Below are 26,562 nucleotides of genomic sequence, written 5' to 3'. Positions count from 1 at the left end.
TTAGTCGTGACCACCCGCCAGGCGCTGTGCTTCCACGGTGACCGGAAGCACGGTGTCGGGCGCCAACTCAGGCAACTCGAACTGCCAGCCGTTTGCGAGCGTGACGAGCCCACCCCACATCCGCGCCCGCGCGATCGAAACAATTGGCTCCTCCAAATCCGTCCTCGGAATGTAGGCGCAGAGTATGCCGTTCCTATCTTTTCGGATCGTGATTTTCACAGTAAAAGCTCCTCGTTTGGTTAGGAAATTTGCGCCGTGCGAACATACATCGTTTTGAATACAGCGCGAGCAAAGTGGCGACGCTGGCAGCATCAGAGAAATGCCGCCGCAGCCAATACTCACGCGCCTAGCTCGTCTCCTTGCGCTATGGTCTCACGGCGCAGAAACAGTTTTGTCCTCCGGGCAGCCGACCCAAAGCCGTCAAAGAGAGGCACATCGGCGCGCCGTTCTTAACCACCTACCCGACGTCGACGATCTCGCCGAGGGAGCCTGCCCTCAGGAGACACTTACCTTCGCCCGGTCGCGATATCCGCCGTCGTTGTAGCTTTCGTGCAGTACGACCACGCTCATGCCTCATGAATAGGGCTAGCTCGCAACTCGATTGTCCGATGCATTGCCCTAGTACCCGTGTGCCAAAGGCTTCGCCCATCCGCCGGGGTCGGAGTCGGCAGTATCTGGTCAATCGAGCTCAGAACCGTGGCCCGCTCGCCCAGACATGCGAGCACGTGATCAGGAAGATAATCGAGCGTGCACAGTTCCTTCGCGCGCATGCCGACCTTGCGATCGGTTTCAACGAAATGAACCGCATAGATGTAAAACCGTTGCAGGAACATGTCGATCCGGGTGACATAGCCTGTGTCGCCCTTGCTCACGAGAAGCTCGCCCATATTCTTGCCGGCATAGGTGCCATCGTTGCGAATTACCGAGCGCGCGATCACACGCTCGCCAATGCTGAACGATGGCGCACACGTGACCTCGATGGCGTCCTCGTTTTGCAAGTCACCCATCATTTGCTCCTGCGAAAGGCCAAGGTGTGCACTTCACGATGCCGGCGGCGGCAACAAGGGACGCCCGTGTCCGATCGCACCCACTTCAACGCGCCTGACACCGGGTTCGCCTTCGCTGGCGGCAACACCAGGTCCCGAATTGTCCTTCATAAACGCGAAACCCGACCGGTCAGGTGTGTCGACGAAGTCGATCGTCACACCGTCCAGCAGCAGGCGGCTTTCTGCGGGCAGGAAAAGACGCAGACCATTGATCTCCATCGCCTCGTCGCCTAGCTGCGCCCCGGTTACGGCACTGAATCCGGCATCGTATCCGGAGCATCCACCAGAGTTCACCAGCAGACGAAATCCCGCACCAGATGGCAAGCCGGAAAAGCGCACAACACGGCGCATGAACTTTTCGGCAGCGGGTGTAACGGTAAGGTTGGGCAGCATGATTTCGATTCTGTCAAAGTGAGCAGTTGTTAGACGCAGGTGGCGCGACGCGCGGGGAAACGGGCTAGGCCGGAACGATGCATCCGTCCACGGGGCACACCGCCACGCATTGCGGAGTATCGAACTGTCCGTCGCACTCCGTGCATTTCTTCGGATCGATTGCAAAGACACCGTTTTTCTCACAGATGGCGACATTGGCACACTGCGGCTCGCAGGCGGAGCAGCCGGTACACGTTGACGCAATGATCTTCAGGGCCATGCGACACTCCTTGCAATGATGATCGGTGTACGCCCGGTCAGACAGGCATGACTATCCACCTGCCGCTCAAGCAGCTGCATCTGCGGTCGCAGCCAACGCCCCCGGCGGGATTGTGGCCTCGCCACGTTCCGCATGCACGATCATGCCAGCGGCTACACGGCTGCAATAGTCGGCGAACCACGCAAGCGCCGCCTTTTCGATGAATTCGCCCGCATACTGGTCCACGGGCTCGACGCCCGCGCGCGATAGTTCCTTGCGCGGACACGCGCCGATCTTTGCAACCAAGACAGCATGACAATCGCTGATCGCGCGCGTGAGCCGCGGCAGGCCCTCGTCGTCGCCATAGCCGCCTTGGCAATAAAGGTCCACACGGCGGTGGCCGACGAAGAACGCTCCGGCAGCGCCAACCTCGAAAATCTGGAATTCGGAGACATGCCCGAAATGCGCGTTCACCCGGCCGCGCCCCTTCGTCGCGACGGCAATCAAAACCGTCCTGTCGCCCTGCACCGCGCTCGCCTGCGCGAAGGCGAGCGCCTCTTGTTTCGCACCGCGCTGCATATCGACCTCGGCTCCCAGGCGTCGCTGAAACTCGCGGCGACCGTCGAGGTCATAGTCGACTTCCATGTGGTCGATCCTGGCGAGCGTGAACTCCTCGCGGCGATCCTCGCCGAGAAGCCCCACCGCGTCGGCACGACACTGCCGGCAATGGCGCATCAGGTTCGTGCCGCCCATGCACGCCTCCTGCACGGCCTTAAGCTCACGCGCAGTCGGACCACGCTGTCCGCGCAGGCCGAAATACGTGCCATGCTCTGGCTGGGAGATCAGCGGCATGATGTTGTGCAGAAAGGCACCGCGCCTCTTTACCTCGCGATTTACCTCGATAAGGTGTTCGTCGTTGATGCCTGGAATCAACACCGAGTTGATCTTCGTAAGTACGCCACGCGCAGTCAGCATCTCGAGTCCTCGCATTTGCCGCTCGTGCAAGATGCGCGCGGCCTCTTTACCCGTGAGTCGTCGGTGGCCCCAGAAAATCCACGGATATATCTTTTCGCCGATGACGGGATCGACCATGTTAATGGTGATGGTTACGTGGTCAATCTTGTGCTCGCAAATCTCGTCGACAAGGTCCGGCAACGCGAGTCCATTCGTCGACAAGCATAGCCCGATGTCCGGAGTCCGCTCGCGAAGCATACGGAAGGTGTCGAAAGTCTTTTTCGCATCAGCCAGCGAATCGCCGGGACCCGCAATGCCAAGCACGGTCAGCTGCGGGATCCGGCCGGCGACGGCCACTACCTTTTTTACCGCCTGCTCCGGCGTCAGCTTCTCTGACACGACGCCAGGCCGGGACTCGTTCGAACAGTCATATTTGCGATTGCAGTAGTTGCACTGAATGTTGCACGCCGGGGCCACCGCCACATGCATCCGCGCGTAATGACGATGCGCCTCTTCTGAATAACAGGGGTGATTCTTTATCTTTTCCCACACCTCTGTCGGCAGGTCATCGACTATGCCTGACGAACCACGGCCAGACTGACCATCGCCACCGCTGCGTGGACAACAACCGCCGCCCGAGGAAGCGAGCGCTTCCACGGTGGACCCCAAGCGCGTTATCTCCCCGATGCTAATACAGGCAGTTGAGGGCAGCATGCTGTGGTTCGCGCTATCTTCCATGGATATCTCCTCGCAACCGACGGCGGTCGTGCGCTAAGCCAGAGCGAAATCCGTGCCACTCGAACGCGATTCGCTTCGGGTCTCGTTCAATCTTGGAGTTAGTCGGACAACGGTGATAGGGCCGATCAGGCTTCTCGGGCTTGCGCCGGCATTCAAACTCGACAAACCCGACTAATCTGTCGCTTTTGCGACAGATGTCACAATTGCGATGTTTTGTTCGCACACGTTACTTCGTATACCGAATTATTATAATAGCCGGTGCGGCGCTCAATCCACTCGTAGTCGCCTGATGAAGGTCAGCACTGTCAGGAAAAGGACATAGGCGACACGAATAGCCGGTTGAAATGCCCCGCAAAGCACTCTGTCACCGGTGATGCTTGTCTGGCACAAGCCTTGCAAGGCCATCGGCGACTATTCAATAGGCCGTAGACATGCTCAAACCGATAATCAACGACACGACCCTCCGCGACGGGGAGCAGGCCGCCGGTGTCGCGTTTCGCCCCGAGGAAAAATGCGCGATCGCCGCATCACTTTCGCGCGCTGGCGTGGCCGAACTGGAAATCGGAATTCCGGCAATCGGCGAAGACGAAATCGCGTGCATCGAGGCCATTGTCGATCTTAAGCTCGACGCCAGTCTGATGGTTTGGGGCCGCCTCACCGATGGGGATCTCGCTGCCGCATTGCGCTGCCGCGCTGATATCGTTCATCTCTCGATCCCGGTTTCGGACATTCATTTGCAGTATAAGCTGCGTCAGTCGCGCGGCTGGGTACTAGCGCAGATAGCACGCGTCGTCGAGGAGGCAGCGAAAAATCACCCTAAGATTTCTCTTGGCATGGAGGACGCTTCGCGCGCGGACCCCTCGTTCCTCATAGAAGTCGCTTGCTGCGCGCAGCGATATGGAGCGCAGCGTGTGCGGTTTGCGGATACCGTGGGTGTGCTGGATCCCTTTAAGACCTTCCACGCCATTGCAGCGCTGCGCAGTGCTGTTGATCTTGAGATCGAAATTCATGCACACAATGACCTCGGGCTTGCCACAGCTAACACACTCGCCGCTCTTGAGGCCGGCGCCACCCACGCGAACACCACTGTCAACGGCTTGGGTGAGCGGGCCGGCAATGCGGCGCTGGAAGAAATCGTGATGGGCGTGCGGCATCTACTAGGACGCGACACAGGCGTCGACACGCGAGCGCTGCTCGACATTTCCTCCTTGGTAGAACAGGCGTCAGGCCGTACCATTTCGTTCAACAAGAGCATCGTCGGTCGAGGTGTCTTTAGTCACGAATCGAGCATACACACCGACGGCATCGCCAAGCATCCCACCACCTACGAAGGATTCGACCCAGCTGAGCTCGGCCGGCAACGGTCGATGATTCTCGGGAAACATTCTGGATCTCAAAGTGTGCGCGACGCCTACAACGCTTTAGGCGTGAGGGTCGCTGAGCGACTCATCCCGCCGCTGCTTGCGCGCATTCGTTCTTTCGCCATGCAGCACAAACAGGCGCCCAGCGCAAAGGATCTGCATCGCATCCTGACCCAAGTTCGCGGCACGCGAGTGGAGGCGTCATGAGTGTGCTCATCGCGGCCAAACCAGTCCAATAGGAGCAACGACATGCAAAGAGCTACCGAGCAACTGTATCACCTCTCATCGATCGAGGATTTCATGCGATTCTTCGAGATCGCATTTGATGAAAAGGTGGTGAACGTGAGCCGCTTGCACATCCTCAAGCGCTTCTTCCAGTACATCGAGCAACAGAAAGAACTGCCGCGGGACAACGCGACGGGCGTGCTCAACGTCTACCGAACTCTGCTCCAGAAGGCTTACAACGACTTTGTTGTGTCCACGCCTGCGGAGCAGAAGGTATTCAAAGTTTTCCAGGAAGCTGACGGACGGAGGCTCGTCCCCCTTGACAAGGTGCGCGCGTCGTTGCCCACCCGCGACGCCGCCTGACCCGGAGTCCCTCAATGCATATTGTCGTCTGCATCAAGCAGGTCCCGGATTCGGCGCAGATCCGGGTTCACCCAGTCAACAACACGATCATGCGCCAAGGCGTGCCGGCAATCGTGAACCCGTACGATCTGTTCTCGCTGGAGGAAGCGTTGCGGATAAAGGATCGCTTTGGCGGCGCAGTCACGATGCTCTGCATGGGACCGCCACAGGCTGAGGAAGCGCTCCGTAAATGCATCAGCTACGGCGCCGACGACGCCGTGCTCGTCACCGATCGTGCGTTCGCTGGCGCCGATACGCTCGCAACATCGTATGCGCTTGCCGCCGCGATCAGGCAGATCGCAACAGAACAGGCGGTGGACATCGTCTTCACTGGCAAACAGACGATCGACGGCGACACCGCTCAGGTCGGCCCCGGCATTGCCAAGCGCCTCGGCGCCCAGTTACTCACCTATGTGTCCAGGATCGTCGAGATCGACGTCGACACGCGCACGATCGTCGTCGAGCGTCGTGCCGAAGGCGGCGTGCAGGTACTCAAAACTGCATTGCCATGTCTTGTGACGATGCTTGAGAACACTAACGAACTGCGCTTCGCAACACTGCCCGCCATGATTCACGCGGCAGGCTTCCCCGTGCGCAAGTGGAACCGCGAACAGGCCGGCATTGAGGACGCGAACAAGATCGGGCTGAAAGGTTCACCGACCGTGGTCAGCAAAGTGTTCGGCCCGACGCCGCGCGCTGAAACGGCTGAAATGCTCGAACTCGACGCGTCCAGCCTCGGCGATGTGTCGTTGAAACTGATGCATAAGATATTCACTCGCCATCCGACTCTAGAGGCGGACGTGCTGATGAAGAGGGACTCATGAACTCGCCCGCTCCCTCAAACAAGAAGCCGGCCGTGCCAGCCAAACCGGCCGGAGGCCGTAACCTCGATCTGCCGGGGCACCTGAAAGCCTATCAGGGTGTCTGGGTCTTTCTTGAGCACGATCGGGGTCACGTACATAGCGTGTCGTGGGAACTGCTCGGTGAGGCGCGCAAGCTCGCAGACAAACTCGGCAGCGACGTCGCCGTGGCGGCGCTCGGCGGTAAGGACGAGCCACTTGAACAGTTTGCCACCCAGGCGTTTAGTTTCGGCGCCGACAAGGCATACGTGATTCACGATCCGGTATTGCTCGGTTACCGCAACGAGCCGTTCACAAAAGGACTGACCGATCTGGTCAACAAGTACCGCCCTGAAATCCTGCTGCTCGGTGCAACCTCAATGGGCCGAGATCTCGCCGGCTCTGTCGCAACGACGCTCTCGACCGGCCTCACCGCCGACTGCACCGAGTTAAAGATTGATCCAGGCTCGCGCGCGCTGGCGGCCACGCGGCCGACTTTCGGCGGCTCGCTACTTTGTACGATCATGACGCTCGCATACCGCCCGCAGATGGCGACGGTGCGCCCGCGGGTCATGGCGATGCCGCAGGCACAAACGGGGCGCGGCGGCGAGATCGTGAAGGAGGCGCTTGGGATCGTTGAGGCCGACATTGTGACCAAATTGCTCGACTTCGTCGCCGATGACAAAGGTAATCAGGTCAACCTGCCCTACGCGGACGTCATAGTTAGCGGCGGCAAGGGGCTAAAGAACCCGGAGAATTTCCGGCTCCTGTTCGATCTGGCACGCGTGCTCGGCGGCGAAGTTGGAGCAACCCGTCCGTGCGTGCAGGCGGGCTGGGTGGAGGCCGATCGGCAAGTCGGGCAGACAGGCAAAACCGTGCGGCCGAAACTTTACATCGCTGCGGGCATCTCGGGCGCGATCCAGCACCGCGTCGGCATGGAGAGTTCTGATCTCATCGTCGCGATCAACACCGACCCGAACGCTCCGATTTTCGACTACGCGCACTATGGCATCGTCGCGGACGCGCTTCAACTGCTGCCGGCGCTCACGTACGCGTGCAATGACCATCTGAAACTGAAGCAGATGCGTAGCAAAAGGAGAGCACGATGAAAAATACTTCACGATTCGATGCGATCGTCGTTGGTGCCGGACCGTCTGGCAACGCCGCAGCTTACGTGATGGCCAAGGGCGGACTGGAGGTGCTTCAGATCGAGCGCGGCGAATATCCTGGCAGCAAAAACGTTCAAGGCGCGATTCTCTACGCAAACGCGCTGGAACAGATCATTCCGGACTTTCGTGATCACGCTCCGCTCGAGCGCCACATCATCGAGCAGCGCATGTGGATGCTCGACGATACTTCCTTCGTGGGCACGCACGTGCGTAGCGACGACTACAACAAGCCACCGTACAACCGCTACACGATCATCCGTGCGCAGTTCGACAAGTGGTTCTCATCGAAGGTGCGCGAGGCCGGCGCATTACTGATCTGCGAGACCACGGTGAATCACCTGATCATGGATGGAGACCAGGTGGTCGGCGTGCAATGCGATCGGGAGCAGGGCGAGGTCTACGCGGACATTGTGATTCTCGCTGACGGGGTCAATTCAACGCTCGCACGCAAGGCGGGCTTTCACGGCGAAATCGAGGCGAGCAACGTCGCGCTGGCTGTGAAGGAAATTCTCTTCATGCCAGAGGAGACCATTCGCCAGCGCTTTAACATCGGCGATGAAGAAGGCGTCGTGATCGAGATGGTTGGCCGGATCACCGAAGGCATGGCGGGAACGGGGTTCCTCTACACCAACAAAGAGTCCCTGACCATTGGGGTCGGTTGCATGCTGAGTGACTTCAAAAAGAACTCGAACCGCGTAAGCCCGTATGTGCTGCTCGAAAGAATGAAGCGTCATCCGTCAATCGTGCCGCTCATCGTAGGGGGCGAGATGAAGGAGTACTGCGCTCACCTGATTCCCGAAGGAGGCTTCCATGCGATACCGCAATTGTACGGCAATGGCTGGATGATCGTCGGTGACTCAGGCGGCTTCGTCAATGCCGCGCATCGCGAAGGTTGCAATCTCGCCATGACAACAGGGCGCCTCGCTGCCGAAACCGCCATCGCCGCAAAAGCGGTTGGCCGTGGCTACCGCGCTAACGCACTAGCCACGTATAAAGACGCCCTCGACGACAGCTTCGTGATGAAAGACTTATACAGATACCGCGACATGCCGAAAATCCTACACCGCAATCCACAGTTCTTTACGACATACCCTGATCTTGTCGCCAAGGCGGCCCGTACCATGATGACCGTGGATGGCATCGACAAGAAGACCAAAAAGCACGAGGTTATGTCCAGTTTCCGCGAAAGCCGCTCCCTGACCGGGCTCGTCGGCGACGCGTACAAATTCTGGAGGGCCTTCCGATGAAAGCGGTCGATGTCAATATTGAGGAAAAGCTGTTTCAGAACCGCTACCGCGTGGACGTAGGCCGGCCGCACGTCCATATCAAAAATGTTGACGTCTGCACCAACGACTGTGCCGACAAAAGCTGCACCTTCGTATGCCCTGCGTCCTGCTATCGGGAGGAGAACAACGGCTCGGTCATGCTAATTACCGACGGCTGCCTAGAATGCGGCAGTTGCCGCATTCTATGCACAGAACACCACAACCTCGAATGGGCGTACCCACGTGGCGGGCATGGCATCCTGTTCAAATTCGGGTAGAGAAACACATCTTAATCAAATCGGCTCCCGAACTTCACGAAAGGCGGGGGAGCACCATCATCGGAGCAAGTTAATGAACCTCATTACCGGTATCGAATCGACCAACCTCTTTGGCGGCAACGTCCCCGCAGCCGTGCTACAGCTGATGGATACGGCTCGCGGCGGCGACGATGAGGATGTGGCCGCCGCGCTATGGACTGCGGTTCTGACGTACCCGCGCTGCCTTCCCCCCTACTATCTTCTGTATAAGTTCCATGCAAACCGCGGTGAACTTGGCGAGGCGCAGGAGGTCGCGACCAAGGCCTTGGTGGTCGCCGCCCGACAAGCGTCGATCGACAGCAACTGGTGTGCGGTACAACCGGGCGATGCGGACTTCACCATTCCCGGTCCTAGCCGCTTCTGGCTATTCACGCTCAAGGCACTGGCGTTCATCAGCGTGCGGCGCGGCAACCGCGCCGTTGCACTGAAGCTGATCGCCAAGCTACGCAAGCTTGACCCTACCGATAGCGTCGGGTTCGATGTCGTGGAAGCTTTGCTGAAACAGCCCGGATCACGATAATTGCCTCTGACTGGCAGTACATCCTCGGCACGGCTACCGAGAAACTACGTGTGAGTTTCTGGGGCGTTCGAGTTTCAGTGTCGGACCTGACAGTCATCGTGCACCTTCCCCGCAGGCGCATGCTCATTCGGGCAGCCAGAATCTTCATTCCGGTCCGAAGCAATCCACAAAATCCGCGCAGTCGCTGCAGTACGGGGCCTTGCAAATAGACAAGGCCTCTCGCTCGCACAGTTGCTTATGGAGGAATTTTTTCCACTTCATGCCGTGGACGTTTTTCTCAGCAAGCCGTGGAAACCAGTAGCCGAGCAGCGCCGACAATTCATGCCGCGAACGAAGGCGCAAGTCCTGCCAGAGGTGTTTGTCCCGCACACAGGCGCAGGCTAGGGCATGGGAAATACAATGGACTTCGCTGGTTGTCCCTGCGCGCGGATCAGCATGCGCCTTGAACAAGGCTATGAGGTCTTCGACCTCGTCGTTTCGCGAGCCACGCTGTGGGATGGTCACAGCCGATGCGCCCTGTGGCAGCGATAATGCGCCGTCCGCGCCTGGGAACCACCGTGCAAGTAGCCAGCTGGTCTCGTCGGCATTGAGTCCGCAGATAGGCAGTATGCGCACGCCGGCTTCCTCGAACGCCGCTGAAAGCACTCCAGCAAGTGCAAGGACCGTGCAGTCGTTAGGGTTTATCGCGTGGAGCATCAGCGTCGCATGGAAATCCATAGTGATACTCTCCCGCTCAAATCTGCGCCGGGACGTGCCTGTAGCACTTTTTCGGACAGATCTTCGCGCACGCCGTGCAGCCGATACACAACTGCGGGTGCGCAATTGTCATGACCTTCTTTTGGTACTCGTCTTCATCATCGTCATCGAACGGAATGAGCGCGCCGTCCTCGCTTACACCAACGAGTTGAAGGACACCTTGAGAACAGACTCGAAAGCATCGCCCGCAGCCAATGCATTTTTGCTCGTCGAGCGAGCAGACAAATGCCGGAGTCCAGATTTTTCCACCGGGTAGCTTCACGCTGAAGGTACCGTTCATGTCAGCCCCCGGGGCGGTTCACCCGGAACCGCCGCTACGGTTTTGCGCGCGTCCATCAGCGCGGCGTGCGCGTCGTGACAGCGCTGGGCGACCATCAGGATCTGCTCCCAACCGGTCGGCAGTTCCTCCGACAGGTCATGCAGATCCATCTTGGCTTGCATTGCCAACGCATTGAGCTTTTTCAGGCGCGCCTTAAGTTCTCGCGGGTCATTCATCATGTCTTCCCTCTCACACGAACCACTTCGGGCGTCGCGGGGACGCCAGCGCGGCAATCGTGTCAGTGATTGAGTTAGCGATAAAGTATCTCGTCATCCTCTGCAATATCGTATGACCTGCCAGCATTTTTGGTGAGCGCCTTGCGCAACCACGGTGGCGGCGTGCCCTTCAGGACGTCCGTCAGTTTGATCAGGATGTCCTCGATCGACTCGGGCTGCGAAACTTTTACCGGATGGACTTTCAGCGCAACCACGCGTGCCGCGCCCGAACCGCCGATAGCCGCGACGTACAGAATCGCACAGCCCTGGATCACTTCAAGCTTCTGCGTGAGCTTGTCCTCGTCGCCGTCCTCGACCAGATTGTCACCAAAATAAAAGGCTTCCACGAACGTATGGCTGTCGGCCGTTACATCGTACGTAACGATGTTCTTCGCCGACCCGAAGTGCGCGTCGACATGCACCTTATCCTGTGTGGCAAATGCAATTTTCATGCGATGGATTCCTAGTGATTTTCATGGTGCTGGCTTTAATCACCAGCACCGTCATTTCATAGCCGGGACTGCTGCGGCGGCGGCGATGGCGGCAACACCCAGTCGGCTGGATGGCGGTGTACAATCTGTTCGATCAGCAGATTTGTGATTTCGAAGATAAGGTTCATTGTGCCTCGATAGCCGATCTGGCAACGATGTGCGTTACCGATGCGGTCAAACACGGGAAAGCCTACGCGCATGAGTGGCTTGTCAAGGCGTGCGGCCATCTGCCTGCCGTGCGAATGAGTAATGAGCAGATCGCACGCGGTCGCGGCTCGCTCCATGTCTTCCAGGTCACCCAGCACCACCGTGCTCGCCGGCAGTAGCGCATGCGACGCCGATGTGGTCGTGCTGACGCAGACCGACAGATCCGCGCCCATTTCCTGTAGCAGGGAACCGATTGCGAGCAGCAAATCAGGTTCCGCACCCAAGGCCGCCTTGATACCGCCGGTGTAAAAATGGCCGTCGAGCATCGCATCGACCAGTTGGCTGCGCTGCCGGCGGTACTTTGCCGGAACGGCCTGCCCCGACAGTTGCGCGAGGCGCTGCAAGAACCGGTCATTGGGTTCGAGCCCGGTGAGCCGCTCGAAAATTTCGAACGGCGTCCCAGCTATCGACTCGAGCGTCTGCGCACCTTCACGGGTTTGTTCGCCAACTCCGATCGTAAAGGCCGAACCACCCGCCATCCGGATCTGATCGAGCGTAGTTCCGCCTAGCGTTGTACCGCGCCAGACAGGCGAAAGATGGCCGTCGAGCGAACGCGAGACGTCGGGGAGTATGATCGGGTTTAGCCCGAATGCGCTGACGATCTCTCGCAATTCGTCAATATCGCCAGGCGATAGATGACAACCGGGTAGCAGATTGACCTGTCGGTGTACAGTAGGCAGCGGCTTGACCAGCGTCTTCACGATCGCGGTAAGAGCATGCCTGTATCCATCCTCAAAGGCGCCAACATAATCCGGCGTCGAAACGTAGACGAGCTCAGTGTCGTTCAGTTCGGGCTTGCGACTGCGCACCATCGCGAGATGGCCCACGATGTCTTCCCCGTTCGTCTCGGTGAGCCCAGTCGAGCAGAGCACGATGATTTTTGGCGCCGCGCGCCTACGGATGTTTAGCAGCGCTGTCTCGACGTTTTCATATCCGCCGAGAATAGTGGTAACTTCATTCATCGCTGTTGTCTGCAGCGGAATTGCCTCTCTGAAATGGCGCACCAGCAGCACGAGGCCGAACGACGTGCAGCCTTGCGAGCCGTGCATCACCGGCATGCACGCGTCGAGTCCCATGGCCGCATAGCTCGCGCCCAGCGGTTGGCTCGTTTTCAGCGGATTGACCGTGCAGGCTTTCTTTGACTCAACGACTACAGCCATGATGTTCGCTCCGTGCTCCGCGCTGCGCTCAAGGTGTGACGCCCGGACAAACCCCCAGTCGCGCAACCCTGCACGCTTTCATGCGGCAACTCTGGCGTCCTGTCCTCCGCGAACTGCGGCAGACCAGCACTGACGTTCTCACCCTCGTCATCCCACGGCGCCGGAATACGCACCAGATCCCAGACCGGGTTATGGATCGCGCGGTCGATTTCGCGCACTAGCGCGACGATGCCCTCATACCCGGCGTATGGATGATGGCGTTCCTGGTTGACGTCGAGCCATGGCGTGCGCGCCTTCAGCGCGACATACTGCGAGCGCCCACCAGACAGCATGATGTCGGCTTTCGCCTCGCAGAGCATCGCGTACATCTCCCGTGCCGTCATATTCTCGACCATGCGCGCGTCGTCTCCCATGATCTCTTTGATCCGGTCCTTGTCGCCCTCCGTGCTCTTCTTAACACTCGTGCCGACGATCTCAAGCCCCGCCTCCTGCAATGCCGCCACAACCGACCACGACTTCACACCGCCCGTGATCAGCAACACCCGCTTGCCATCGAGTTGCTCGCGGTACGGAGCAATGCGAGCCCAAGCACGTGCCTCTTCTGCCGCAATCAACCGCTCGGTACGCGCAAGCAGATTCTCAGGCGCGCCCTGCTGCACCAGCAGCTTCGCGAGCCGGCGTAGCGCATCGCTCATATCGCCGATTCCGTAAAACGAGCCCTCAAAGTACGGAATGCCGTAGCGCTGCCGCATCCTTGTCGCGACGTTGATCATCGACTTCGAGCACACCACCATATTGACCTTCGCGCGGTGCGCAGTCGCTATCTCACTGTACCGGCCATCGCCGGAAATGCAGGACAATATACGGATACCGAGTGCATCGAAGAGCGGCTTCGTCTGCCACAATTCACCCGACAGGTTATATTCGCCGATGATATTAATGTCCCAAGGCGTCGTATACGCCGGTTCACGAGTGCCAATCACGTAATCGAGAAGCGCCTCGCCCCCAAGTTTGTTTCCCGCGTTTTTCGATCCGGCGAAGCCGGGAGCATTCACCGGTATAACGGGCTTCCCGAACTTTTCGGATGCGTGTTTGCAAACCGCTTCTATGTCGTCGCCGATGAGCGCGGTCACGCACGTCTGATATACGAACACGGCGGGCGGATCGTACTTTTCTATGATCTCGCGCACACTACTGAAGAGCCGCCTCTCGCCCCCATAGATCACATCGAGTTCATTGAGGTCAGTCGTGAAGCCTGTGCGGTAGAGCGTCGACCCGGAAGATGCCGCATGCCTGTTATCCCAGGAGTTCCCCTCGCATGCGATCGGGCCGTGAACGAGGTGAGCAACGTCAACAACCGGCTGCAATGCGATCTTCGCGCCGTCGAACGCGCACCCGCCAGCCGCCGTCCCCGGTGAGGCCTGTTTCGCGCAGCCCTGCTTTCGCTCCTTCTCGCTCTTGGCCTGGTTCTTCGAGCAACCTGGCTCGTCGAACACTACGGCAGTGCTCGTCTTGAACAACATCGCGACTCCTGACAATTGAGGTCCACGACGAAACGCAAGTTGCATACCATCGATGTGGAGCGCATGCGGCGCCATTACGGCGCTTGCAGGGACAGGAATTGTCGTCATCGCCGTCATTCCGACAGAGTTGAAAGGATTGCGACATTGCACGACAATGCAGATGTACTTACGGGCCTCGTGTCTAGAAGCGACGTACCTCGATCTCGTGCTTGCGCAGCGCGTAGCCAATTTGCCGCGGCGTGATGCCGAGGAGCCGGGCTGCTTTCGCCTGCACCCACCCACAACGCTCCATTGCCCAGACGAGCCGCTCACGCTCGCCCTCCGGCCTGCCGTCGCCGCCACGGACATCGAACCGGCCGCCGTTAAGATCGGCGGCGTGGCCACTTGCCACCGCGTTCGGCGCTTCGCTCGCAACAAGGTTCGACGAGGGACCGGGACGCACAGCATCTTCACGCTCGATGTGATGCAATACCTTTGTCAGGCACTGGTCGATCTCGCAGAGGAAGGAAAGGCGATCTATGATGTCATGGTGGGTCATCGTCGCAGTGCGCTCAACACAGTTCTCGAGTTCGCGCACGTTGCCGGGCCAGTAACAGTTCGACAGCACGCGCAATGCTTCGTCGCTGAAGCGCAGTAAGCGACCGTTGTCGCGGTTGAAACGATCGAGGAAATACTGTGCCATCGCCGGAATGTCTTGGCGACGCTCGCGCAGCGGCGGCAAAAGAATACTTACCACGTTGATGCGGTAATACAGATCCGCGCGAAACTCCCCGTCCCTCACCATTCGTTCCAGATTGCGATTCGTCGCAACAATCAGCCTTACGTCAACTCTTACCGGCGTCGCGCCACCTACCCGTTCGAACTCCCGCTCTTGCAAAACGCGCAAGAGCTTCGCCTGGAAGGACGAAGAGATATCGCCGATTTCGTCAAGAAAAAGTGTCCCACCGTGCGCTAGCTCGAAACGCCCCTTGCGTTGAGATTGCGCCCCAGTGAACGCGCCCTTCTCATGGCCGAATAACTCGCTTTCGAGCAGCGTTTCCGTGAGCGCCGCACAATTCACCGCGATGAATGGCTGCTCCTTGCGCGGGGATAGACGCCAGATTGAACGCGCGATCAATTCCTTGCCCGTACCACTCTCGCCCCGCAACAGCACCGTCGTTCTAGCCGGCGCCACTTGATGGACCTGCGCGAATACCTGCTGCATCGCCGCCGACGCACCGATCGTGTTATCGAGCTGATATGCACGAATGGTTTCCTTACGCGGGTGCCTGGCCGGCTCTGCGCCGTCGTGCATGGCCTTCTCGCGACGATGAAGCAGCAGCGCCTGTGCCATCGGCGCCGCTACAATCTTCATAAGATGAAGGTCATCGCCGAAAGAGCGCTTGCCGTCCGCATTCTCGCAAAAAGCCACAAGCACGCCGAGCGGCCGCCCTTCGTGCCGGATCGGAGTCCCGAGCAGAGCGACATGTTCACCTTCCGATACACCGAAGGCTCCGATGTCGTCCGCCAAAAGCGGTTCTTCATTCAGCTCAGGCACAACCACTGCCGCGTCGCTCGAGTGCAACCGTCCTACGATCCCTTCTCCAGACAAGAATCGCGCACTGTCGCGCCACCCCTCTGACAGCCCAGTGCTGCACAAACTGCACAGATGTCCATTCGGTTCCCTGACGGCGATGAACGCGGAGCGCCATCCGAGCGCATATGACAGATAACGCAGTGACCTGTCCAACGTCCGCTCGGCATCACGGGACGAGACTAGCGTCTTTACTACTTCGTACACTACATCGAAATCTCGAGCTCTCTCGTTGACATGAAAATGCGGCATGGATTTGAACTCCGGCGCTAGCGCGCCAAGCGCCGCCGGCAACACGGCTCGACAAAAAAGTCGATACTGTGCTCGCGTCGGCGATGACAAATTTGCACGCCACAACTAAGCGCGTGTCGACGACGCCGACAAAACGGACAAAGTCGCAACTGCGATATCGAATAGGGGCGACAACTACAACAACGTGCCCGTATGCGCGCCTAGGATACTAACGGAAAAAATTGGAGGTTTTACTACAAATTAACGTCATCTTCAGCATCGGGCAACTTACGAGTCTTGCTTATTAACTTGCACCGAAGCTCGATACAAACGGACGGGGGCCGCGTCTAGCCGGAACGCGACATACGAGTGTGGCGCCATGTTACGAGAACTACGCCTCGCCTCGCTCATCTCTTCTGCAACAGGTCATCTCTCAAGCACTGCGCCCGGCAGGCATTCGGCCTTGAGCGTATGAATCGATCAATCGAGCATCCGCTTACTGTTCGAATGCACCAATAACAAGAACGACCTGCTTGAGGGAAGGAAATCTGATTGCATGTCCTTCTAGATTTTTCAATGACATTTGTCAAGCTTCATTCACCGACTTGCTGGAATATCGCCGTCCCCCCAGAGATTCCCCTTGCGCCTGGACGGTGGCAGCCCGGCGCATTTGTCTCCCGCATATACCGCGAGTTCTGATGCGTCGAAAGCTCACCCCGTCCGACGCAGCCCGCCGGAAGCCGGTACGCCCTTAGTTGAGCGCGCCGTCGTCTGTGGATCCCAATTGCAACGCGCGAAAGAGGAAGCGCTGCAGAGCCGCTGCTGCGGACGTGCTGTCGTGTGCATTCGCGGGACTAAACAGGCCGAACTCCGCGACAGGTGGTATAGGCAGCCCGACAGAACACGGATCGATTGCCCGCATCGTATCGCGCCGCACATGCCAATCGAGAAGCAGGGCAATACCAAGCCCGGCCTCAACGGCCGACTGGATTGCGGACAAACTGGTGCTCGTGCACGCGACGCGCCACGCGATGCCGGCGTCAAGCAATGTCGCAAAGAAGTTCTCCTGCCATCGACATGCTCCGCCGAATGCAACGATAGGCAGGGGCCCACCTCGCAGGTCAGCGTTTCGTGTGCGTGCGACGGCCCAGCGAAGCGGATGCCGCCAGGTAACGAGCGGCTCGACGTGAATCAGCGCAGGATCGCCAATCGCAAAATCCAGCGCGTTGCTTGCGAGCCGCTGCGATAACGCAGGGCTGGCGTCGACGACGATCTCCAGTGCGACGTCGGGAAACGATGCCGAGAACTGCCTGAGTGCATGACGGAGGTGACTCATTGCGACGTCTTCCAGAATGCCAATCCTGACGGTACCTGAAACGTCGCCTGCATTGAGTGCGGAGCGGGCGGCAAGCCCAATTTCGAGCAACTTGTGCGCGTACGGTAGCAGCACACTGCCCGCCGAGGTCGGCTTCACGCCGCGCGGCGAACGTTCGAGCAGGCGTTGGCCAACTTCGTCTTCAAGACGACGAAGCGCCATGCTGACGGCAGCCTGGGTGCGATGAAGTACCATTGCAGCGTTGCTCACGCTGCCGGCCTCAATCACCGTCACGAACGTACGCAGCAGCGCGCTGTCGAGATCGCGAATCATCAATTTCCCTCATGCAGACATAAAGATTATCAGCTTATACCACGCATGCACCTGGGGTTAATATCCTTTCGTCACTCACGCAGAGAACATGCGCTAGCGAGAATTTGAACGCAAAACAAGTCGAGGGCGACCACTTCGGGCTCAGGCCCAATCGCGCCGATGTGCGCTCCCACGCCCGCCCGTAGGTGTTGCCAAGGACTGCACCATTGCCATTCATTTGGGCATACCGCGCGATTCGCACAACGTGGCTGCGGATATGCGCCGCAAATCTGAAGGAGTTCTGCGTGTTGCCGAGCTACTAGCAGGAAGACCCGAGCAAGTCCGTTCTAATCTAATCAAACGTCATTGAGAAGCATTTGAAAGTCTTGCGTCTCACCACACAACGACTGCGGCCTGCGCAACTCCGGAGAGAAAAGCCTCATAAGTCCCGACGTACATATTGCCTTGCCCGAAAATCACCCGGTGTCTTTTGCTCTTCCAGCCAGTGAATAAAGAGTGGCTACAGCGCTGTTTTCTCCGTTCTTGTTTTTCTATTTTACTTGGAGGTTATATGTCAACAAGCAACGATCGCGTTCATCTAGAGAAAGTCGCTGAGCAGGCGATGAAGCAGATTTTTGCCACTTCGCCGGAAACAGCTGCGTTCCATCGTGGAGATTGGATCGACAGTGAATACTATCGCCGGCATCTCGTCGAAACCGTGTTACGAATCCGGCTCAACAACGAAGTCGACGCACTCGCACTTTACAAAATCAGCTACAGCGACAAAGTGCTCGCGCAGTTTCTCGCGCGATACCTCGCAGAGGAATACGGGCACGATGGACTATTCTTACGTGACATCGAGAAATTCGGCCTATCCGCAGCCGACGTCGATCGCACCGCGCCCTTTCACAGCACCGACAAATTGATTGGCTACCTCTATCTGAGCATCGGCCGCGACGGGCCGCTGCCGACGATGGTGTGGAATTGGTTTGTCGAATGGTATTCGGATCGCTACAACAAAGTCATCACTGAAGCTGCGGCGCGCGCCTTCGGACACGACTATGTGAGGGGTTCGCTCGGCCACATCCACTATGACGAATCGCGCGATCACAATGAGCGGATGTGGGTCGCTCTGCAGCGGGCAATCGACAACTGGGGCGGGACGGAAAAAGCGGAGACCTATCTGTGCCATTTCGTCGAACTGATCCGCGAATACTTCGACGAACTACTTGTGACAACAGTGCCTCAAGCTGAACCGGTTGCCCCATAAGGCGCATCCGCGTGACCGCCGTCATCGTAATCGAACCGGCGTCGTCGGACGCGTCGCTTATCACCGCTGCTGCGCGCCTCGGTGTCGCCCCGCATGTGTTTTCGGCCAACAACGAGCGCGTCGTTGTGCCTGCACTTCGCAACGCCGCGGCATCTTTCACCGTGGTCGACACCGCTTCCCCAGACGCCGTCGCCGCAACGGCGCGTGCCATGCGCGTCGACGCAATTGTCCCGGGGTTCAAATATACAGTCGGCGTAGCCGCGCAAGCGGCGGCCCGGCTCGGTCTCCCCCATTTTCAAGCCTGTGGACGGCTGCGGTAGCCAACTGGTGACGCGCGTCAACTCGCTTGCCGAGCTGCAGTTCGCGGTCGAGCACGCCCCACACCAAGGCGTTGTAGACATGGGCCGCAAGATTGGCAACATTTTGCTGCTTGAGCAAGATCTCAAGGGTCCGGAGTATAGCATTGAAGGTTACATCGACGGGCGCGGGCCGCGTGTTGTCGCTGTAACCGAAAAGCTGCTGAGCGCCGAGCCGTATTTCGTCGAGATGGCACACACGGTTGAAGCACGCTGAAGCCAGAGCACCGAGCGGCGCTGGTCGCATACGTCGAAGACATACAGCACGAATGGGCCTTACACTCGGAGTCTTCCATGCGGAAGCCCGCATCACACGCGACTGTCCGGCGCTCATCGAGATCGCCGCGCGGCTCGGAGGGTACCGCATCTACCGTCTGGTTGAACTCAGCAAGTCACTCTCGTTGCCGGAAGTGATGATACGCAGCCATCTCGGCGACACCTATCCGGCGCCCGGCTATCCTCCCGCCTATAAGGGGCCGCTTCGCCAGCGCCGCCGCGGTCGAACGGCTGCGCGCAATGCCTAGCTTCGAGGAGATCGAGGTCCATCGACCTATCGGCGGTGCCGTGCCACAACTGATGGATTTTCGCGGCCGCGCCGGACATGTGCTGTTTACCGCTGCCGATCGCCCGACGCCTGATTCACGTCTCGCCGAGGCGCAAAGCGCTCTTAGGTTTAATCGCACCCTTGACGATATGTGAAAACCTTTCGACATGACAATCAGCCTGTCTTCCAACATCGGACGCATCGTTATGCTTAATCGTTGGTCCGACGACTTCGCGGCCTACCATCGCTATATCGACCATGCCGTGCATGACGTGGCATACGTCTGCACGCCAAACGCCGCGGCAGCACTGCGCGCGTCGCGCATCGCTCACATTGAGCAGCTATCCGAGTTCGACGATGAAGATGCGCTGCACGCGGCCGTGCGCGCCTGCCGCTCGGCACTAGACGGCATCGACAGGCTCGTCGCGCTGTCCGAATTCGAACTGATGGCGGCCGCGCGGCTCCACAATTCGTTCAGTATCCCTGGTGATCTGCCTGATGCAGTCGTCCGGTTTCATGACAAAGCGGTCATGAAGCACGCCATTGCGGCAGCCGGCCTGCGTGTGCCGCGCTTCGCAGCGCTGGAAAATCTGACCTCTCCCGATGCGGAGCCGATCAATACAACGCGTTTTCCGCTCATCGCAAAGCCGCGCACCGGTGCCGCAAGCGTAGGTGTACGGCGGGTCGACACGGAGGCGCAGTTCAATGCACTGTTGCCCACTCTACCGCTCGTTGAGTGCGAATGCGAGGAGTACATCGAAGGAACGATTTACCACGTTGACGGCTTCGTCGTTGACCGTGCATTTGTGATCGCGCGCGCATCACGCTATATCAACACTTGCCTCGAGTTCGCGCGGGGCAAACCCCTCGGCTCCGTAATGCTTGATCCCGGGCCGCTGAATGATGCACTGCTCGCGTTTGCAGATCCCAGCCTCCGCGCGCTCGCGCTGGTCAATGGACCGTTCCATCTTGAGATCATTCGAGGCCCCGACGCTCTGTACTTCCTCGAGATCGGTGCGCGCATGGGCCGGGGGAGATCCCTTTCCTGTTTCGCGATCTGTACGGTATTGACCTGTTCGCCTTGTGGTTCGCGCAGCGGTCAGGTGACAAGGCATGTTTCGCGGAGCAAGTACGAGCGGCGTTCGCCGCATCGACGTTGCGCGCGCGGCAGATTCCTGATGCTACCGGAGACAGTCGGCAAGGTGTTCATCGATGCGCAATCGCCGAAAGGAATCGCGGCGCTCTGTGAAACCGTCTTGCCAAAACAAAATCATGTCTTCAACGGCGCTGGCGGCTACGATACGATCCTCGCGCGCTTTCGCTACCGGGGTGGAACAGAACACGAAATCGCCGCGGCAATTCATGCGACGCTGCGGGATTCTCGCTTCACCCTCGCGAAGGTCGCGACACTCGCGACCTTCAAAAGGAATTTGGCCCGACCCGAATTCGCCGTGAAGCCATCGATACTAGCCAGCCACAAGGCTTTGCGCCTCCTGTAATAACAGCTCGCGCATCCAGATGCTTGCAGGGTCAGCGTTGTGCAGCGCAGGCCATTGGATCGATTCAGTGAACGAGGATAGGGGCAGTGGTACCTGGACGATCCGGAGGGGAACCACTTCGGCGAAATGCCTTGCCAGCCTCATAGGGATCGTTGCTATACGGTTGGTACGCGATAGCATGGATGGAACCAGATCAAAGGTCGGCACGACAACCTCTTCGCGCCTCTTGAGACCGAGATCGAGTAAGAAAAACTCGTCGATCGAGGGCCTGCGCGCCCGTCCGAACCTCACTGTCACGTGTCCCATCGACATGTACTTCTCCAACGGGAGCCGCCGCGACAACTGTTTGTTTGTTGGACATCCGACACATACGAGCTTCTCCTCGAAGAGCGCCGCTTTGGGGTGAGAATCTGCCAGCAACAGCTCCGGCAAAATCAGAAAATCGGCGTCGCCCCGACGAAGCAACTCGCCGGGCTCGTCGTCAGGAAAAAGCAGTTCAAAACTCACTGAGGGAGCTTCGCGCGCGACACGTTTTACGACATCCTGGAAATAGACAAGTGTCATGAAATCAGAAAGGCAGACCCTAAAACGGCGATTCGATTTGGCCGGTTGGAAGACGTCGCGCGAAATGATCGAAAACTGTATGTGCGACAGAGCTTCCCGAACCGGGCCTGCGAGCTCCAGCGCCCGAGCTGTCGGAACAAACTCGCGGCCCCTCATCACGAACAGGTCGTCAGAAAAATAATCTCGTAACCTGCCGACCGCGGCACTCATGGCAGGTTGACTCAAATTGATGTTCTGCGCCGCGACAGTCAGATTGCGTTGCGTCATCAGCGCATCCAGCGCAACGAGAAGATTGAGATCGAGGCCTTTGAAGCGCATGTTCAGGTATTCGCTGTGTGGATGCAACGTATCGAAACAATCGATTGTACAAATTAATTGTCGTACCGCAAAGTTACGCCTATCAAGACTAAAACTGCAAGAGGTCGCATGAAGATTTTCTTCGAATTACTGATCGACCGTTTTTTGTAAAGTCCCAAATTGTGAGTGATAGACAGATTTTCACCACCGCGACGTTTTCTGCGCACCACCATGAATATTCTATGACTTAGAGATGAAGGATGACACACCACAACGAGACGGGTCCGAACCGATTCGGTTAGTGTCCGAAGTGCCGGACAACTTCGACCGCCAACACCAATCCCGTCAGGTATACCTTACTTTCGATGACGGTCCAGACTTAGTATGGACGCCCAAGATACTTGACGTATTGGGGCAGCATAAGGTGCCGGCAACGTTCTGCGTACTTGGCCTCTACGCGGCAAGTCATCCACAGTTGATAGAACGAATCATCGCTGAAGGTCACGAGATCGCCAATCACACCATGACGCATCGGGATCTTTCAAAATGCGAACCGGAACAAACACGGCGTGAGATATTGGAAGCGAACGCAATATTCAAGCGGACATGCGCTGCCGCAACAGTGCGGTATGTGCGTGCGCCATACGGAATATGGACGGAATCAGTAATTGCCGAATCGGCAAAGGCGGGACTGACGGCACTTCACTGGTCGATAGACCCGCGAGATTGGTCTCGCCCCGGTGTCGACGCGATTGTGCACGCTGTGCTGGCGTCCGTGCGACCAGGCTCTATTGTCCTTTTCCACGATGGGAGCCCTCCTGGAGAGTCGTATCCGGATGCTCGCGCCACATCGCGCGATCAGACCGTCACGGCGCTGTCGCGCCTGATTCCGGCTTTGAAGGAACGCAGGTTTGTAATCAGTTCACTGCCTTGATGTGGACAAACTGAACCGATGAGCCGCCGCAAAAACCGGCACCATCTATCAAGGCTGGTGTGGCTCATTACAAGAGGTTTCTCAAATCATAAGCAGCAGCTTGTAAACGGCTTCGACATGGATAATCAATATGAACGCATCAGGAACTCCTGACGCAATAAACAGGAATCACTGACCGAGCTTTCTGCATCGGCCGATGGATATATTACTTGCCAGCTCGCTATCATGGCCGTGCACTACCTGAGAAACTGAGACGAGAGAGTATAAGATACTGCGATCTCGCTAAGACATAGCGAGACATCCGTGGATCTCTTTGGGGTTTTCCACCTTTTCATTGTCTAGATCACCAGGGCAGGCCTGTAATCAGATCATTTCTTAACGCCACTTAGCAAACTGACCTCGATGAACATCCCTGCCACGATCAACACGACCTCCATTTTATTGTACGCACTACTTTCGACCATTTATAAAAGCGCGCAGGTTCTACACGCCATGCCGGCTAGCGGGCCACCGGCGAGAAGTAACTCGACCAACTGCTGCAACTCCCTGCCCGACGTCGACGTTATTGTGCCGTGCTTCAACGAAAACCCGGACACACTGCGGGCATGCCTCGCTTCAATCGCGACTCAGGGGTATGCTGGCCCCGTTAAAGTCCACGTGGTCGATGACGGTTCAGCCAATCGAGACGCCTTGAGAATGGTGTACCACGAATACGAGCACGATCCGAGATTCAATTTTGTCCTCCTTCCCCGGAACGTAGGAAAACGCAAGGCACAAATCGCTGCGATTCGTTCTTCGTCCGCAGAACTGGTACTTAACGTCGACTCAGATACGACCCTAGCGCCCGACGTCGTGGAGAAACTCGTATTAACAATGAGCGACACGGCGATCGGGGCCGCCATGGGTCAATTGACAGCAAGCAATCGCAGCGACACATGGTTGACCCGTCTGATCGATATGGAATACTGGCTCGCCTGCAACGAAGAGCGTGCCGCTCAAGCCCGTTTCGGTGCCGTTATGTGCTGCTGCGGTCCATGCGCCATCTATCGGCGATCCGCGCTTCTTTTGCTGCTGAACCAGTACGAGACTCAGACGTTTCGCGGAAAACTCAGTGACTTTGGCGAAGATCGTCATTTGACAATTCTTATGCTGGCAGCTGGTTACCGAACGGAATATGTTCCAGACGCGATCGCAGCTACCGTTGTACCAGACAAGTTGTGGCCGTATCTGCGTCAACAACTACGTTGGGCGCGCAGTACTTATCGCGACACGCTGCTTGCGCTGCGCCTCCTGCCTCGTCTCGATCGTTACCTTACGCTGGACGTGATCGGGCAAAACGTAGGGTCGCTTTTGCTTGCCGTTTCAATGCTTGCCGGGTTCTTGCAGATCGTTCTGACAGCCTCGGCACCTTGGCACGCATGCTTTCTAATAGCCTCAATGACTATGATTCGCTGTACCGTGGCCGCAGTTCGGTCTCGAGAAATTCGATTTCTCGGATTTTCCGCACACACATTTATCAACCTTTTATTATTGCTTCCTGTAAAAGCCTACGCATTGTGCACGCTGAGTAACAGCAACTGGCTTTCCCGAGGGTCTGCCGCCGACGACTGTCGCGAATACGTCGATCCGTCTGGACACGCTGCGGCGACAGACGCTAATGCAGCGACGGGTATGGATGCGCAGTGTGACAGACATTGCAAGCCACCGTCATTCAGAACGTCGAACAATGTAGTCCGCAGTGAATGATGCTTAGATCTCGTGCGCAAATCACGATCTTCTTTTAACAAAGCCACATTTCGACCTTCCGTTCAATGGCTGCTGCAACGATAACGTTTACTGGCGTGAGAAAGCTATATGACGGCAAACCGGTCGTTAATGGACTTTCATTTCACGTCGAGCAGGGCGAATGCTTTGGCCTGCTGGGACCCAACGGCGCTGGCAAGAGCACGACCGCGCGCATGATCCTCGGTATGGCGTCGCCCGACGCAGGTACTATCACTGTCCTTGGAGAGCCCGTGCCCGTACGCGCGCGTCGAGCACGGCGGCGTATCGGCGTGGTTCCGCAATTTGACAACCTTGAGCCCGGGTTTACGGTCCGTGAGAACCTGCAGATATTCGGGCGCTACTTTGGCATGAGCGCGAGCGAAGTCGAAGCGGTGATTCCGTCGCTGCTTGAATTCGCGCACTTGGAGAGCAAGGCTCACGAGCGCGTCTCAGAATTATCCGGGGGCATGAAGCGTCGGTTGACCATCGCCCGGGCGCTTATCAACGACCCACAACTGCTGGTAATGGACGAGCCCGCGACCGGCCTTGATCCACATGCGCGCCGCCTCGTCTGGGACCGCTTGCGCTCTCTACTTGCGCGCGGCAAGACAATCCTTCTAACCACTCACTTCATGGAAGAGGCTGAACGATTGTGCGATCGGCTCTGCGTGATCGATAAAGGACGCAGCATTGCGGAAGGTGCCCCTCATGCGCTAATCCAGGAACAAATTGGGAGCCACGTGCTGGAGATATATGGCGGCGATTCGTACGAACTGCGTGCATTGCTCGAGCCATACGCGCAGCGCATGGAGGTGAGCGGCGAGACGCTGTTTTGCTATGCGGCCGAGCTGGAACAGGTGCGCATGCAGTTGTGCAAGCGAACGGGTCTGCGCGTTCTGCAACGTCCCGCAAACCTGGAAGACGTGTTTCTTCGGTTGACCGGACGCGATATGAAGGAATAGATGATGCGTGAACTATTCACGATGACTATGCCCACCAACACTTGGAACTGGCGCATGGTATGGCGCCGCAATTATCTGGCGTGGCGAAAAACTGCACTCGTTTCGCTTATCGGTAACCTTGCGGACCCGATGATGTATCTGTTCGGATTGGGTTTCGGCGTGGGAATAATGATAGGTCGCATCGAAGGCACTTCTTACGTAGCCTTTTTGGCGGCTGGAATGGTAGCGACAAGCGCAATGACTTCCGCGACGTTCGAAACGATTTATGCGACTTTCGCTCGCATGCACATTCAGCGCATGTGGGAAGCAGTCTTGTGTACTCAACTCACGATCGGCGACGTCGTTCTCGGTGAATTGGCGTGGGCAGCAACAAAAGCTCTTTTGGCCGGCACGGCTGTTACGGTGGTTGCCACGACGCTGGGCTATGCGGCGTTTCCGGGCATTCTTTATGTCATTCCTGTCGTTATCTTAACTGGCCTCGCCTTCGCGAGTATTGCGATGGTCCTCATCGCGATCGCGCCGAGTTATGATTACTTTATCTTCTATCAAACACTTGTTCTGACGCCCATGCTTTTTCTGAGCGGTGTCGTCTTTCCGGTCGCCCATCTTCCAGGTGCATTTCGACAGCTTGCGCGATTCTTGCCGCTCACACATTCCGTTGAACTCATCCGCCCTGCGATGCTTGCGCGCCCAGCCGCCGGAATCGGTCTGCATGTGATTGCGCTTTGCGTCTACACAGTCTTGCCATTCTTTCTGTCGGCAATACTGTTTCGCCGACGTCTCTTATTTTGACGCAGATGATT

At 57.9% G+C, this 26,562-nt stretch carries 31 protein-coding genes; 17 read left to right on the top strand and 14 right to left on the bottom strand.

Annotated features, from left to right (window positions below; all coding sequences use genetic code 11):
* The 5 genes from nifT to nifB form a co-directional block, all read right to left on the bottom strand.
* Nucleotides 1-219: a putative nitrogen fixation protein NifT gene (gene nifT, locus QEN71_RS42265; RefSeq protein WP_201661263.1), complete on the bottom strand. Its 219-nt coding sequence runs from the start codon at nt 217-219 to the stop codon at nt 1-3.
* Nucleotides 220-566: 347 nt separating this feature from the next.
* Entirely contained in the window at nt 567-1,007 is a 441-nt protein-coding gene (locus QEN71_RS42260; RefSeq protein ID WP_407675480.1) for a nitrogen fixation protein NifZ, read from the bottom strand.
* Between the two features lie 33 nt (nt 1,008-1,040).
* Entirely contained in the window at nt 1,041-1,439 is a 399-nt protein-coding gene (locus tag QEN71_RS42255) for a HesB/IscA family protein (RefSeq protein ID WP_201661260.1), read from the bottom strand.
* Nucleotides 1,440-1,503: 64 nt separating this feature from the next.
* A complete protein-coding gene (locus QEN71_RS42250) occupies nt 1,504-1,698 on the bottom strand; it encodes a 4Fe-4S dicluster domain-containing protein (protein WP_201661257.1) in 195 nt (64 codons plus the stop codon).
* Between the two features lie 66 nt (nt 1,699-1,764).
* Nucleotides 1,765-3,369 carry a nitrogenase cofactor biosynthesis protein NifB gene (gene nifB, locus QEN71_RS42245; RefSeq protein WP_201661255.1) on the bottom strand — a complete coding sequence of 535 codons (1,605 nt, stop codon included), beginning with the start codon at nt 3,367-3,369 and terminating at the stop codon, nt 1,765-1,767.
* A gap of 431 nt (nt 3,370-3,800) precedes the next feature.
* Here nifB and nifV point away from each other — a divergent pair, with 431 nt between their 5' ends.
* From nifV to QEN71_RS42210, 7 genes are all read left to right on the top strand, one after another.
* Nucleotides 3,801-4,937 (top strand): homocitrate synthase, encoded by a 1,137-nt coding sequence (nifV, locus tag QEN71_RS42240; protein ID WP_201661253.1) that lies wholly within the window; start codon nt 3,801-3,803, stop codon nt 4,935-4,937.
* A 42-nt stretch (nt 4,938-4,979) separates the two neighbouring features.
* Nucleotides 4,980-5,318 (top strand): nitrogenase stabilizing/protective protein NifW, encoded by a 339-nt coding sequence (nifW, locus tag QEN71_RS42235; protein WP_201661251.1) that lies wholly within the window; start codon nt 4,980-4,982, stop codon nt 5,316-5,318.
* Nucleotides 5,319-5,332: 14 nt separating this feature from the next.
* Complete coding sequence (locus QEN71_RS42230) at nt 5,333-6,181, top strand: electron transfer flavoprotein subunit beta/FixA family protein (protein WP_201661249.1); 849 nt, start codon at nt 5,333-5,335, stop codon at nt 6,179-6,181.
* Nucleotides 6,178-7,305, top strand: coding sequence for an electron transfer flavoprotein subunit alpha/FixB family protein (locus QEN71_RS42225; RefSeq protein WP_201661247.1), 1,128 nt, complete (start codon nt 6,178-6,180; stop codon nt 7,303-7,305). Before QEN71_RS42230 ends, QEN71_RS42225 begins: the two co-directional genes overlap by 4 nt.
* Nucleotides 7,302-8,612: an FAD-dependent monooxygenase gene (locus QEN71_RS42220; protein WP_201661244.1), complete on the top strand. Its 1,311-nt coding sequence runs from the start codon at nt 7,302-7,304 to the stop codon at nt 8,610-8,612. Before QEN71_RS42225 ends, QEN71_RS42220 begins: the two co-directional genes overlap by 4 nt.
* A complete protein-coding gene (locus tag QEN71_RS42215) occupies nt 8,609-8,908 on the top strand; it encodes a ferredoxin family protein (protein ID WP_201661241.1) in 300 nt (99 codons plus the stop codon). Before QEN71_RS42220 ends, QEN71_RS42215 begins: the two co-directional genes overlap by 4 nt.
* Before the next feature lie 73 nt (nt 8,909-8,981).
* The gene (locus QEN71_RS42210) at nt 8,982-9,467 is read left to right on the top strand and encodes a hypothetical protein (protein WP_201661238.1); all 486 of its coding nucleotides are present in this window, start codon (nt 8,982-8,984) and stop codon (nt 9,465-9,467) included.
* Nucleotides 9,468-9,611: 144 nt separating this feature from the next.
* On the opposite strand, the gene QEN71_RS42205 is transcribed toward QEN71_RS42210, so the two are convergent.
* The 8 genes from QEN71_RS42205 to QEN71_RS42170 all read right to left on the bottom strand — a co-directional run bounded on the left by QEN71_RS42205 (nt 9,612) and on the right by QEN71_RS42170 (nt 17,590).
* Nucleotides 9,612-10,184: a nitrogen fixation protein NifQ gene (locus tag QEN71_RS42205; RefSeq protein WP_201661235.1), complete on the bottom strand. Its 573-nt coding sequence runs from the start codon at nt 10,182-10,184 to the stop codon at nt 9,612-9,614.
* Nucleotides 10,185-10,200: 16 nt separating this feature from the next.
* The gene (gene fdxB, locus QEN71_RS42200) at nt 10,201-10,503 is read right to left on the bottom strand and encodes a ferredoxin III, nif-specific (protein ID WP_201661232.1); all 303 of its coding nucleotides are present in this window, start codon (nt 10,501-10,503) and stop codon (nt 10,201-10,203) included.
* On the bottom strand, nt 10,500-10,721 hold the full coding sequence (locus QEN71_RS42195) for a CCE_0567 family metalloprotein (RefSeq protein ID WP_201661229.1): 222 nt from the start codon (nt 10,719-10,721) through the stop codon (nt 10,500-10,502). Before QEN71_RS42195 ends, fdxB begins: the two co-directional genes overlap by 4 nt.
* A 71-nt stretch (nt 10,722-10,792) precedes the next feature.
* Complete coding sequence (nifX, locus tag QEN71_RS42190) at nt 10,793-11,209, bottom strand: nitrogen fixation protein NifX (protein WP_201661226.1); 417 nt, start codon at nt 11,207-11,209, stop codon at nt 10,793-10,795.
* Nucleotides 11,210-11,265: 56 nt separating this feature from the next.
* Entirely contained in the window at nt 11,266-12,615 is a 1,350-nt protein-coding gene (nifN, locus tag QEN71_RS42185; protein WP_201661223.1) for a nitrogenase iron-molybdenum cofactor biosynthesis protein NifN, read from the bottom strand.
* Nucleotides 12,606-14,138, bottom strand: coding sequence for a nitrogenase iron-molybdenum cofactor biosynthesis protein NifE (gene nifE, locus QEN71_RS42180; protein WP_233472146.1), 1,533 nt, complete (start codon nt 14,136-14,138; stop codon nt 12,606-12,608). The genes nifN and nifE overlap by 10 nt, the downstream gene beginning before the upstream one ends.
* Before the next feature lie 181 nt (nt 14,139-14,319).
* Nucleotides 14,320-15,963 (bottom strand): nif-specific transcriptional activator NifA, encoded by a 1,644-nt coding sequence (nifA, locus tag QEN71_RS42175; protein ID WP_201661220.1) that lies wholly within the window; start codon nt 15,961-15,963, stop codon nt 14,320-14,322.
* Nucleotides 15,964-16,693: 730 nt separating this feature from the next.
* Nucleotides 16,694-17,590 (bottom strand): LysR family transcriptional regulator, encoded by an 897-nt coding sequence (locus tag QEN71_RS42170; protein ID WP_201661217.1) that lies wholly within the window; start codon nt 17,588-17,590, stop codon nt 16,694-16,696.
* Between the two features lie 550 nt (nt 17,591-18,140).
* Between QEN71_RS42170 and QEN71_RS42165 the strand changes: the two genes are divergently transcribed.
* From QEN71_RS42165 to QEN71_RS42140, 6 genes are read left to right on the top strand one after another with little or no spacing between them, the layout of a single operon-like run.
* Complete coding sequence (locus QEN71_RS42165) at nt 18,141-18,839, top strand: hypothetical protein (RefSeq protein WP_201661214.1); 699 nt, start codon at nt 18,141-18,143, stop codon at nt 18,837-18,839.
* Between the two features lie 11 nt (nt 18,840-18,850).
* Nucleotides 18,851-19,159 (top strand): hypothetical protein, encoded by a 309-nt coding sequence (locus QEN71_RS42160; RefSeq protein WP_233472145.1) that lies wholly within the window; start codon nt 18,851-18,853, stop codon nt 19,157-19,159.
* Nucleotides 19,143-19,412 (top strand): ATP-grasp domain-containing protein, encoded by a 270-nt coding sequence (locus QEN71_RS42155; protein ID WP_307792598.1) that lies wholly within the window; start codon nt 19,143-19,145, stop codon nt 19,410-19,412. The genes QEN71_RS42160 and QEN71_RS42155 overlap by 17 nt, the downstream gene beginning before the upstream one ends.
* A gap of 52 nt (nt 19,413-19,464) precedes the next feature.
* Nucleotides 19,465-19,719 (top strand): hypothetical protein, encoded by a 255-nt coding sequence (locus QEN71_RS42150; protein ID WP_233472143.1) that lies wholly within the window; start codon nt 19,465-19,467, stop codon nt 19,717-19,719.
* The gene (locus QEN71_RS42145; RefSeq protein WP_233472142.1) at nt 19,712-19,894 is read left to right on the top strand and encodes a hypothetical protein; all 183 of its coding nucleotides are present in this window, start codon (nt 19,712-19,714) and stop codon (nt 19,892-19,894) included. Before QEN71_RS42150 ends, QEN71_RS42145 begins: the two co-directional genes overlap by 8 nt.
* Nucleotides 19,895-19,906: 12 nt before the next feature.
* Nucleotides 19,907-21,238, top strand: a complete 1,332-nt coding sequence (locus tag QEN71_RS42140; RefSeq protein ID WP_233472141.1) for an ATP-grasp domain-containing protein — start codon at nt 19,907-19,909, stop codon at nt 21,236-21,238.
* On the opposite strand, the gene QEN71_RS42135 is transcribed toward QEN71_RS42140, so the two are convergent.
* Nucleotides 21,206-22,120, bottom strand: coding sequence for a LysR family transcriptional regulator (locus QEN71_RS42135; protein WP_201661213.1), 915 nt, complete (start codon nt 22,118-22,120; stop codon nt 21,206-21,208). The two genes, QEN71_RS42140 and QEN71_RS42135, sit on opposite strands and share 33 nt — an antisense overlap.
* A gap of 232 nt (nt 22,121-22,352) precedes the next feature.
* On the opposite strand from QEN71_RS42135, the gene nodB reads away from it, so the two are divergent.
* The 4 genes from nodB (at nt 22,353) to QEN71_RS42115 (ending at nt 26,551) form a co-directional block, all read left to right on the top strand.
* On the top strand, nt 22,353-23,033 hold the full coding sequence (gene nodB / locus QEN71_RS42130) for a chitooligosaccharide deacetylase NodB (RefSeq protein WP_201661210.1): 681 nt from the start codon (nt 22,353-22,355) through the stop codon (nt 23,031-23,033).
* A gap of 402 nt (nt 23,034-23,435) precedes the next feature.
* The gene (gene nodC, locus QEN71_RS42125) at nt 23,436-24,779 is read left to right on the top strand and encodes a chitooligosaccharide synthase NodC (RefSeq protein ID WP_201661208.1); all 1,344 of its coding nucleotides are present in this window, start codon (nt 23,436-23,438) and stop codon (nt 24,777-24,779) included.
* A 47-nt stretch (nt 24,780-24,826) separates the two neighbouring features.
* Nucleotides 24,827-25,759 (top strand): nodulation factor ABC transporter ATP-binding protein NodI, encoded by a 933-nt coding sequence (gene nodI / locus QEN71_RS42120; RefSeq protein WP_290468315.1) that lies wholly within the window; start codon nt 24,827-24,829, stop codon nt 25,757-25,759.
* The gene (locus QEN71_RS42115; protein WP_290468282.1) at nt 25,760-26,551 is read left to right on the top strand and encodes an ABC transporter permease; all 792 of its coding nucleotides are present in this window, start codon (nt 25,760-25,762) and stop codon (nt 26,549-26,551) included. It begins immediately after the preceding gene.
* The last annotated feature ends 11 nt before the right edge of the window (nt 26,552-26,562 follow it).

The organism is Paraburkholderia sabiae (assembly GCF_030412785.1).
Lineage (GTDB): Bacteria > Pseudomonadota > Gammaproteobacteria > Burkholderiales > Burkholderiaceae > Paraburkholderia > Paraburkholderia sabiae.
This window is presented reverse-complemented; position numbering and strand designations above follow the sequence as displayed.

Coding starts and splice junctions, on each gene's coding strand:
- QEN71_RS42260 (WP_407675480.1), bottom strand. CDS start 1,007: ATGGGTGACTTGCAAAACGAGGACGCCATCGAGGTCACGTGTGCGCCA.
- QEN71_RS42255 (WP_201661260.1), bottom strand. CDS start 1,439: ATGCTGCCCAACCTTACCGTTACACCCGCTGCCGAAAAGTTCATGCGC.
- QEN71_RS42250 (WP_201661257.1), bottom strand. CDS start 1,698: ATGGCCCTGAAGATCATTGCGTCAACGTGTACCGGCTGCTCCGCCTGC.
- nifB (WP_201661255.1), bottom strand. CDS start 3,369: ATGGAAGATAGCGCGAACCACAGCATGCTGCCCTCAACTGCCTGTATT.
- nifV (WP_201661253.1), top strand. CDS start 3,801: ATGCTCAAACCGATAATCAACGACACGACCCTCCGCGACGGGGAGCAG.
- nifW (WP_201661251.1), top strand. CDS start 4,980: ATGCAAAGAGCTACCGAGCAACTGTATCACCTCTCATCGATCGAGGAT.
- QEN71_RS42230 (WP_201661249.1), top strand. CDS start 5,333: ATGCATATTGTCGTCTGCATCAAGCAGGTCCCGGATTCGGCGCAGATC.
- QEN71_RS42225 (WP_201661247.1), top strand. CDS start 6,178: ATGAACTCGCCCGCTCCCTCAAACAAGAAGCCGGCCGTGCCAGCCAAA.
- QEN71_RS42220 (WP_201661244.1), top strand. CDS start 7,302: ATGAAAAATACTTCACGATTCGATGCGATCGTCGTTGGTGCCGGACCG.
- QEN71_RS42215 (WP_201661241.1), top strand. CDS start 8,609: ATGAAAGCGGTCGATGTCAATATTGAGGAAAAGCTGTTTCAGAACCGC.
- QEN71_RS42210 (WP_201661238.1), top strand. CDS start 8,982: ATGAACCTCATTACCGGTATCGAATCGACCAACCTCTTTGGCGGCAAC.
- QEN71_RS42205 (WP_201661235.1), bottom strand. CDS start 10,184: ATGGATTTCCATGCGACGCTGATGCTCCACGCGATAAACCCTAACGAC.
- fdxB (WP_201661232.1), bottom strand. CDS start 10,503: ATGAACGGTACCTTCAGCGTGAAGCTACCCGGTGGAAAAATCTGGACT.
- QEN71_RS42195 (WP_201661229.1), bottom strand. CDS start 10,721: ATGATGAATGACCCGCGAGAACTTAAGGCGCGCCTGAAAAAGCTCAAT.
- nifX (WP_201661226.1), bottom strand. CDS start 11,209: ATGAAAATTGCATTTGCCACACAGGATAAGGTGCATGTCGACGCGCAC.
- nifN (WP_201661223.1), bottom strand. CDS start 12,615: ATGGCTGTAGTCGTTGAGTCAAAGAAAGCCTGCACGGTCAATCCGCTG.
- nifE (WP_233472146.1), bottom strand. CDS start 14,138: ATGTTGTTCAAGACGAGCACTGCCGTAGTGTTCGACGAGCCAGGTTGC.
- nifA (WP_201661220.1), bottom strand. CDS start 15,963: ATGCCGCATTTTCATGTCAACGAGAGAGCTCGAGATTTCGATGTAGTG.
- QEN71_RS42170 (WP_201661217.1), bottom strand. CDS start 17,590: ATGATTCGCGATCTCGACAGCGCGCTGCTGCGTACGTTCGTGACGGTG.
- QEN71_RS42165 (WP_201661214.1), top strand. CDS start 18,141: ATGTCAACAAGCAACGATCGCGTTCATCTAGAGAAAGTCGCTGAGCAG.
- QEN71_RS42150 (WP_233472143.1), top strand. CDS start 19,465: ATGGGCCTTACACTCGGAGTCTTCCATGCGGAAGCCCGCATCACACGC.
- QEN71_RS42145 (WP_233472142.1), top strand. CDS start 19,712: ATGCCTAGCTTCGAGGAGATCGAGGTCCATCGACCTATCGGCGGTGCC.
- QEN71_RS42140 (WP_233472141.1), top strand. CDS start 19,907: ATGACAATCAGCCTGTCTTCCAACATCGGACGCATCGTTATGCTTAAT.
- QEN71_RS42135 (WP_201661213.1), bottom strand. CDS start 22,120: ATGCGCTTCAAAGGCCTCGATCTCAATCTTCTCGTTGCGCTGGATGCG.
- nodB (WP_201661210.1), top strand. CDS start 22,353: ATGAAGGATGACACACCACAACGAGACGGGTCCGAACCGATTCGGTTA.
- nodC (WP_201661208.1), top strand. CDS start 23,436: ATGAACATCCCTGCCACGATCAACACGACCTCCATTTTATTGTACGCA.
- QEN71_RS42115 (WP_290468282.1), top strand. CDS start 25,760: ATGATGCGTGAACTATTCACGATGACTATGCCCACCAACACTTGGAAC.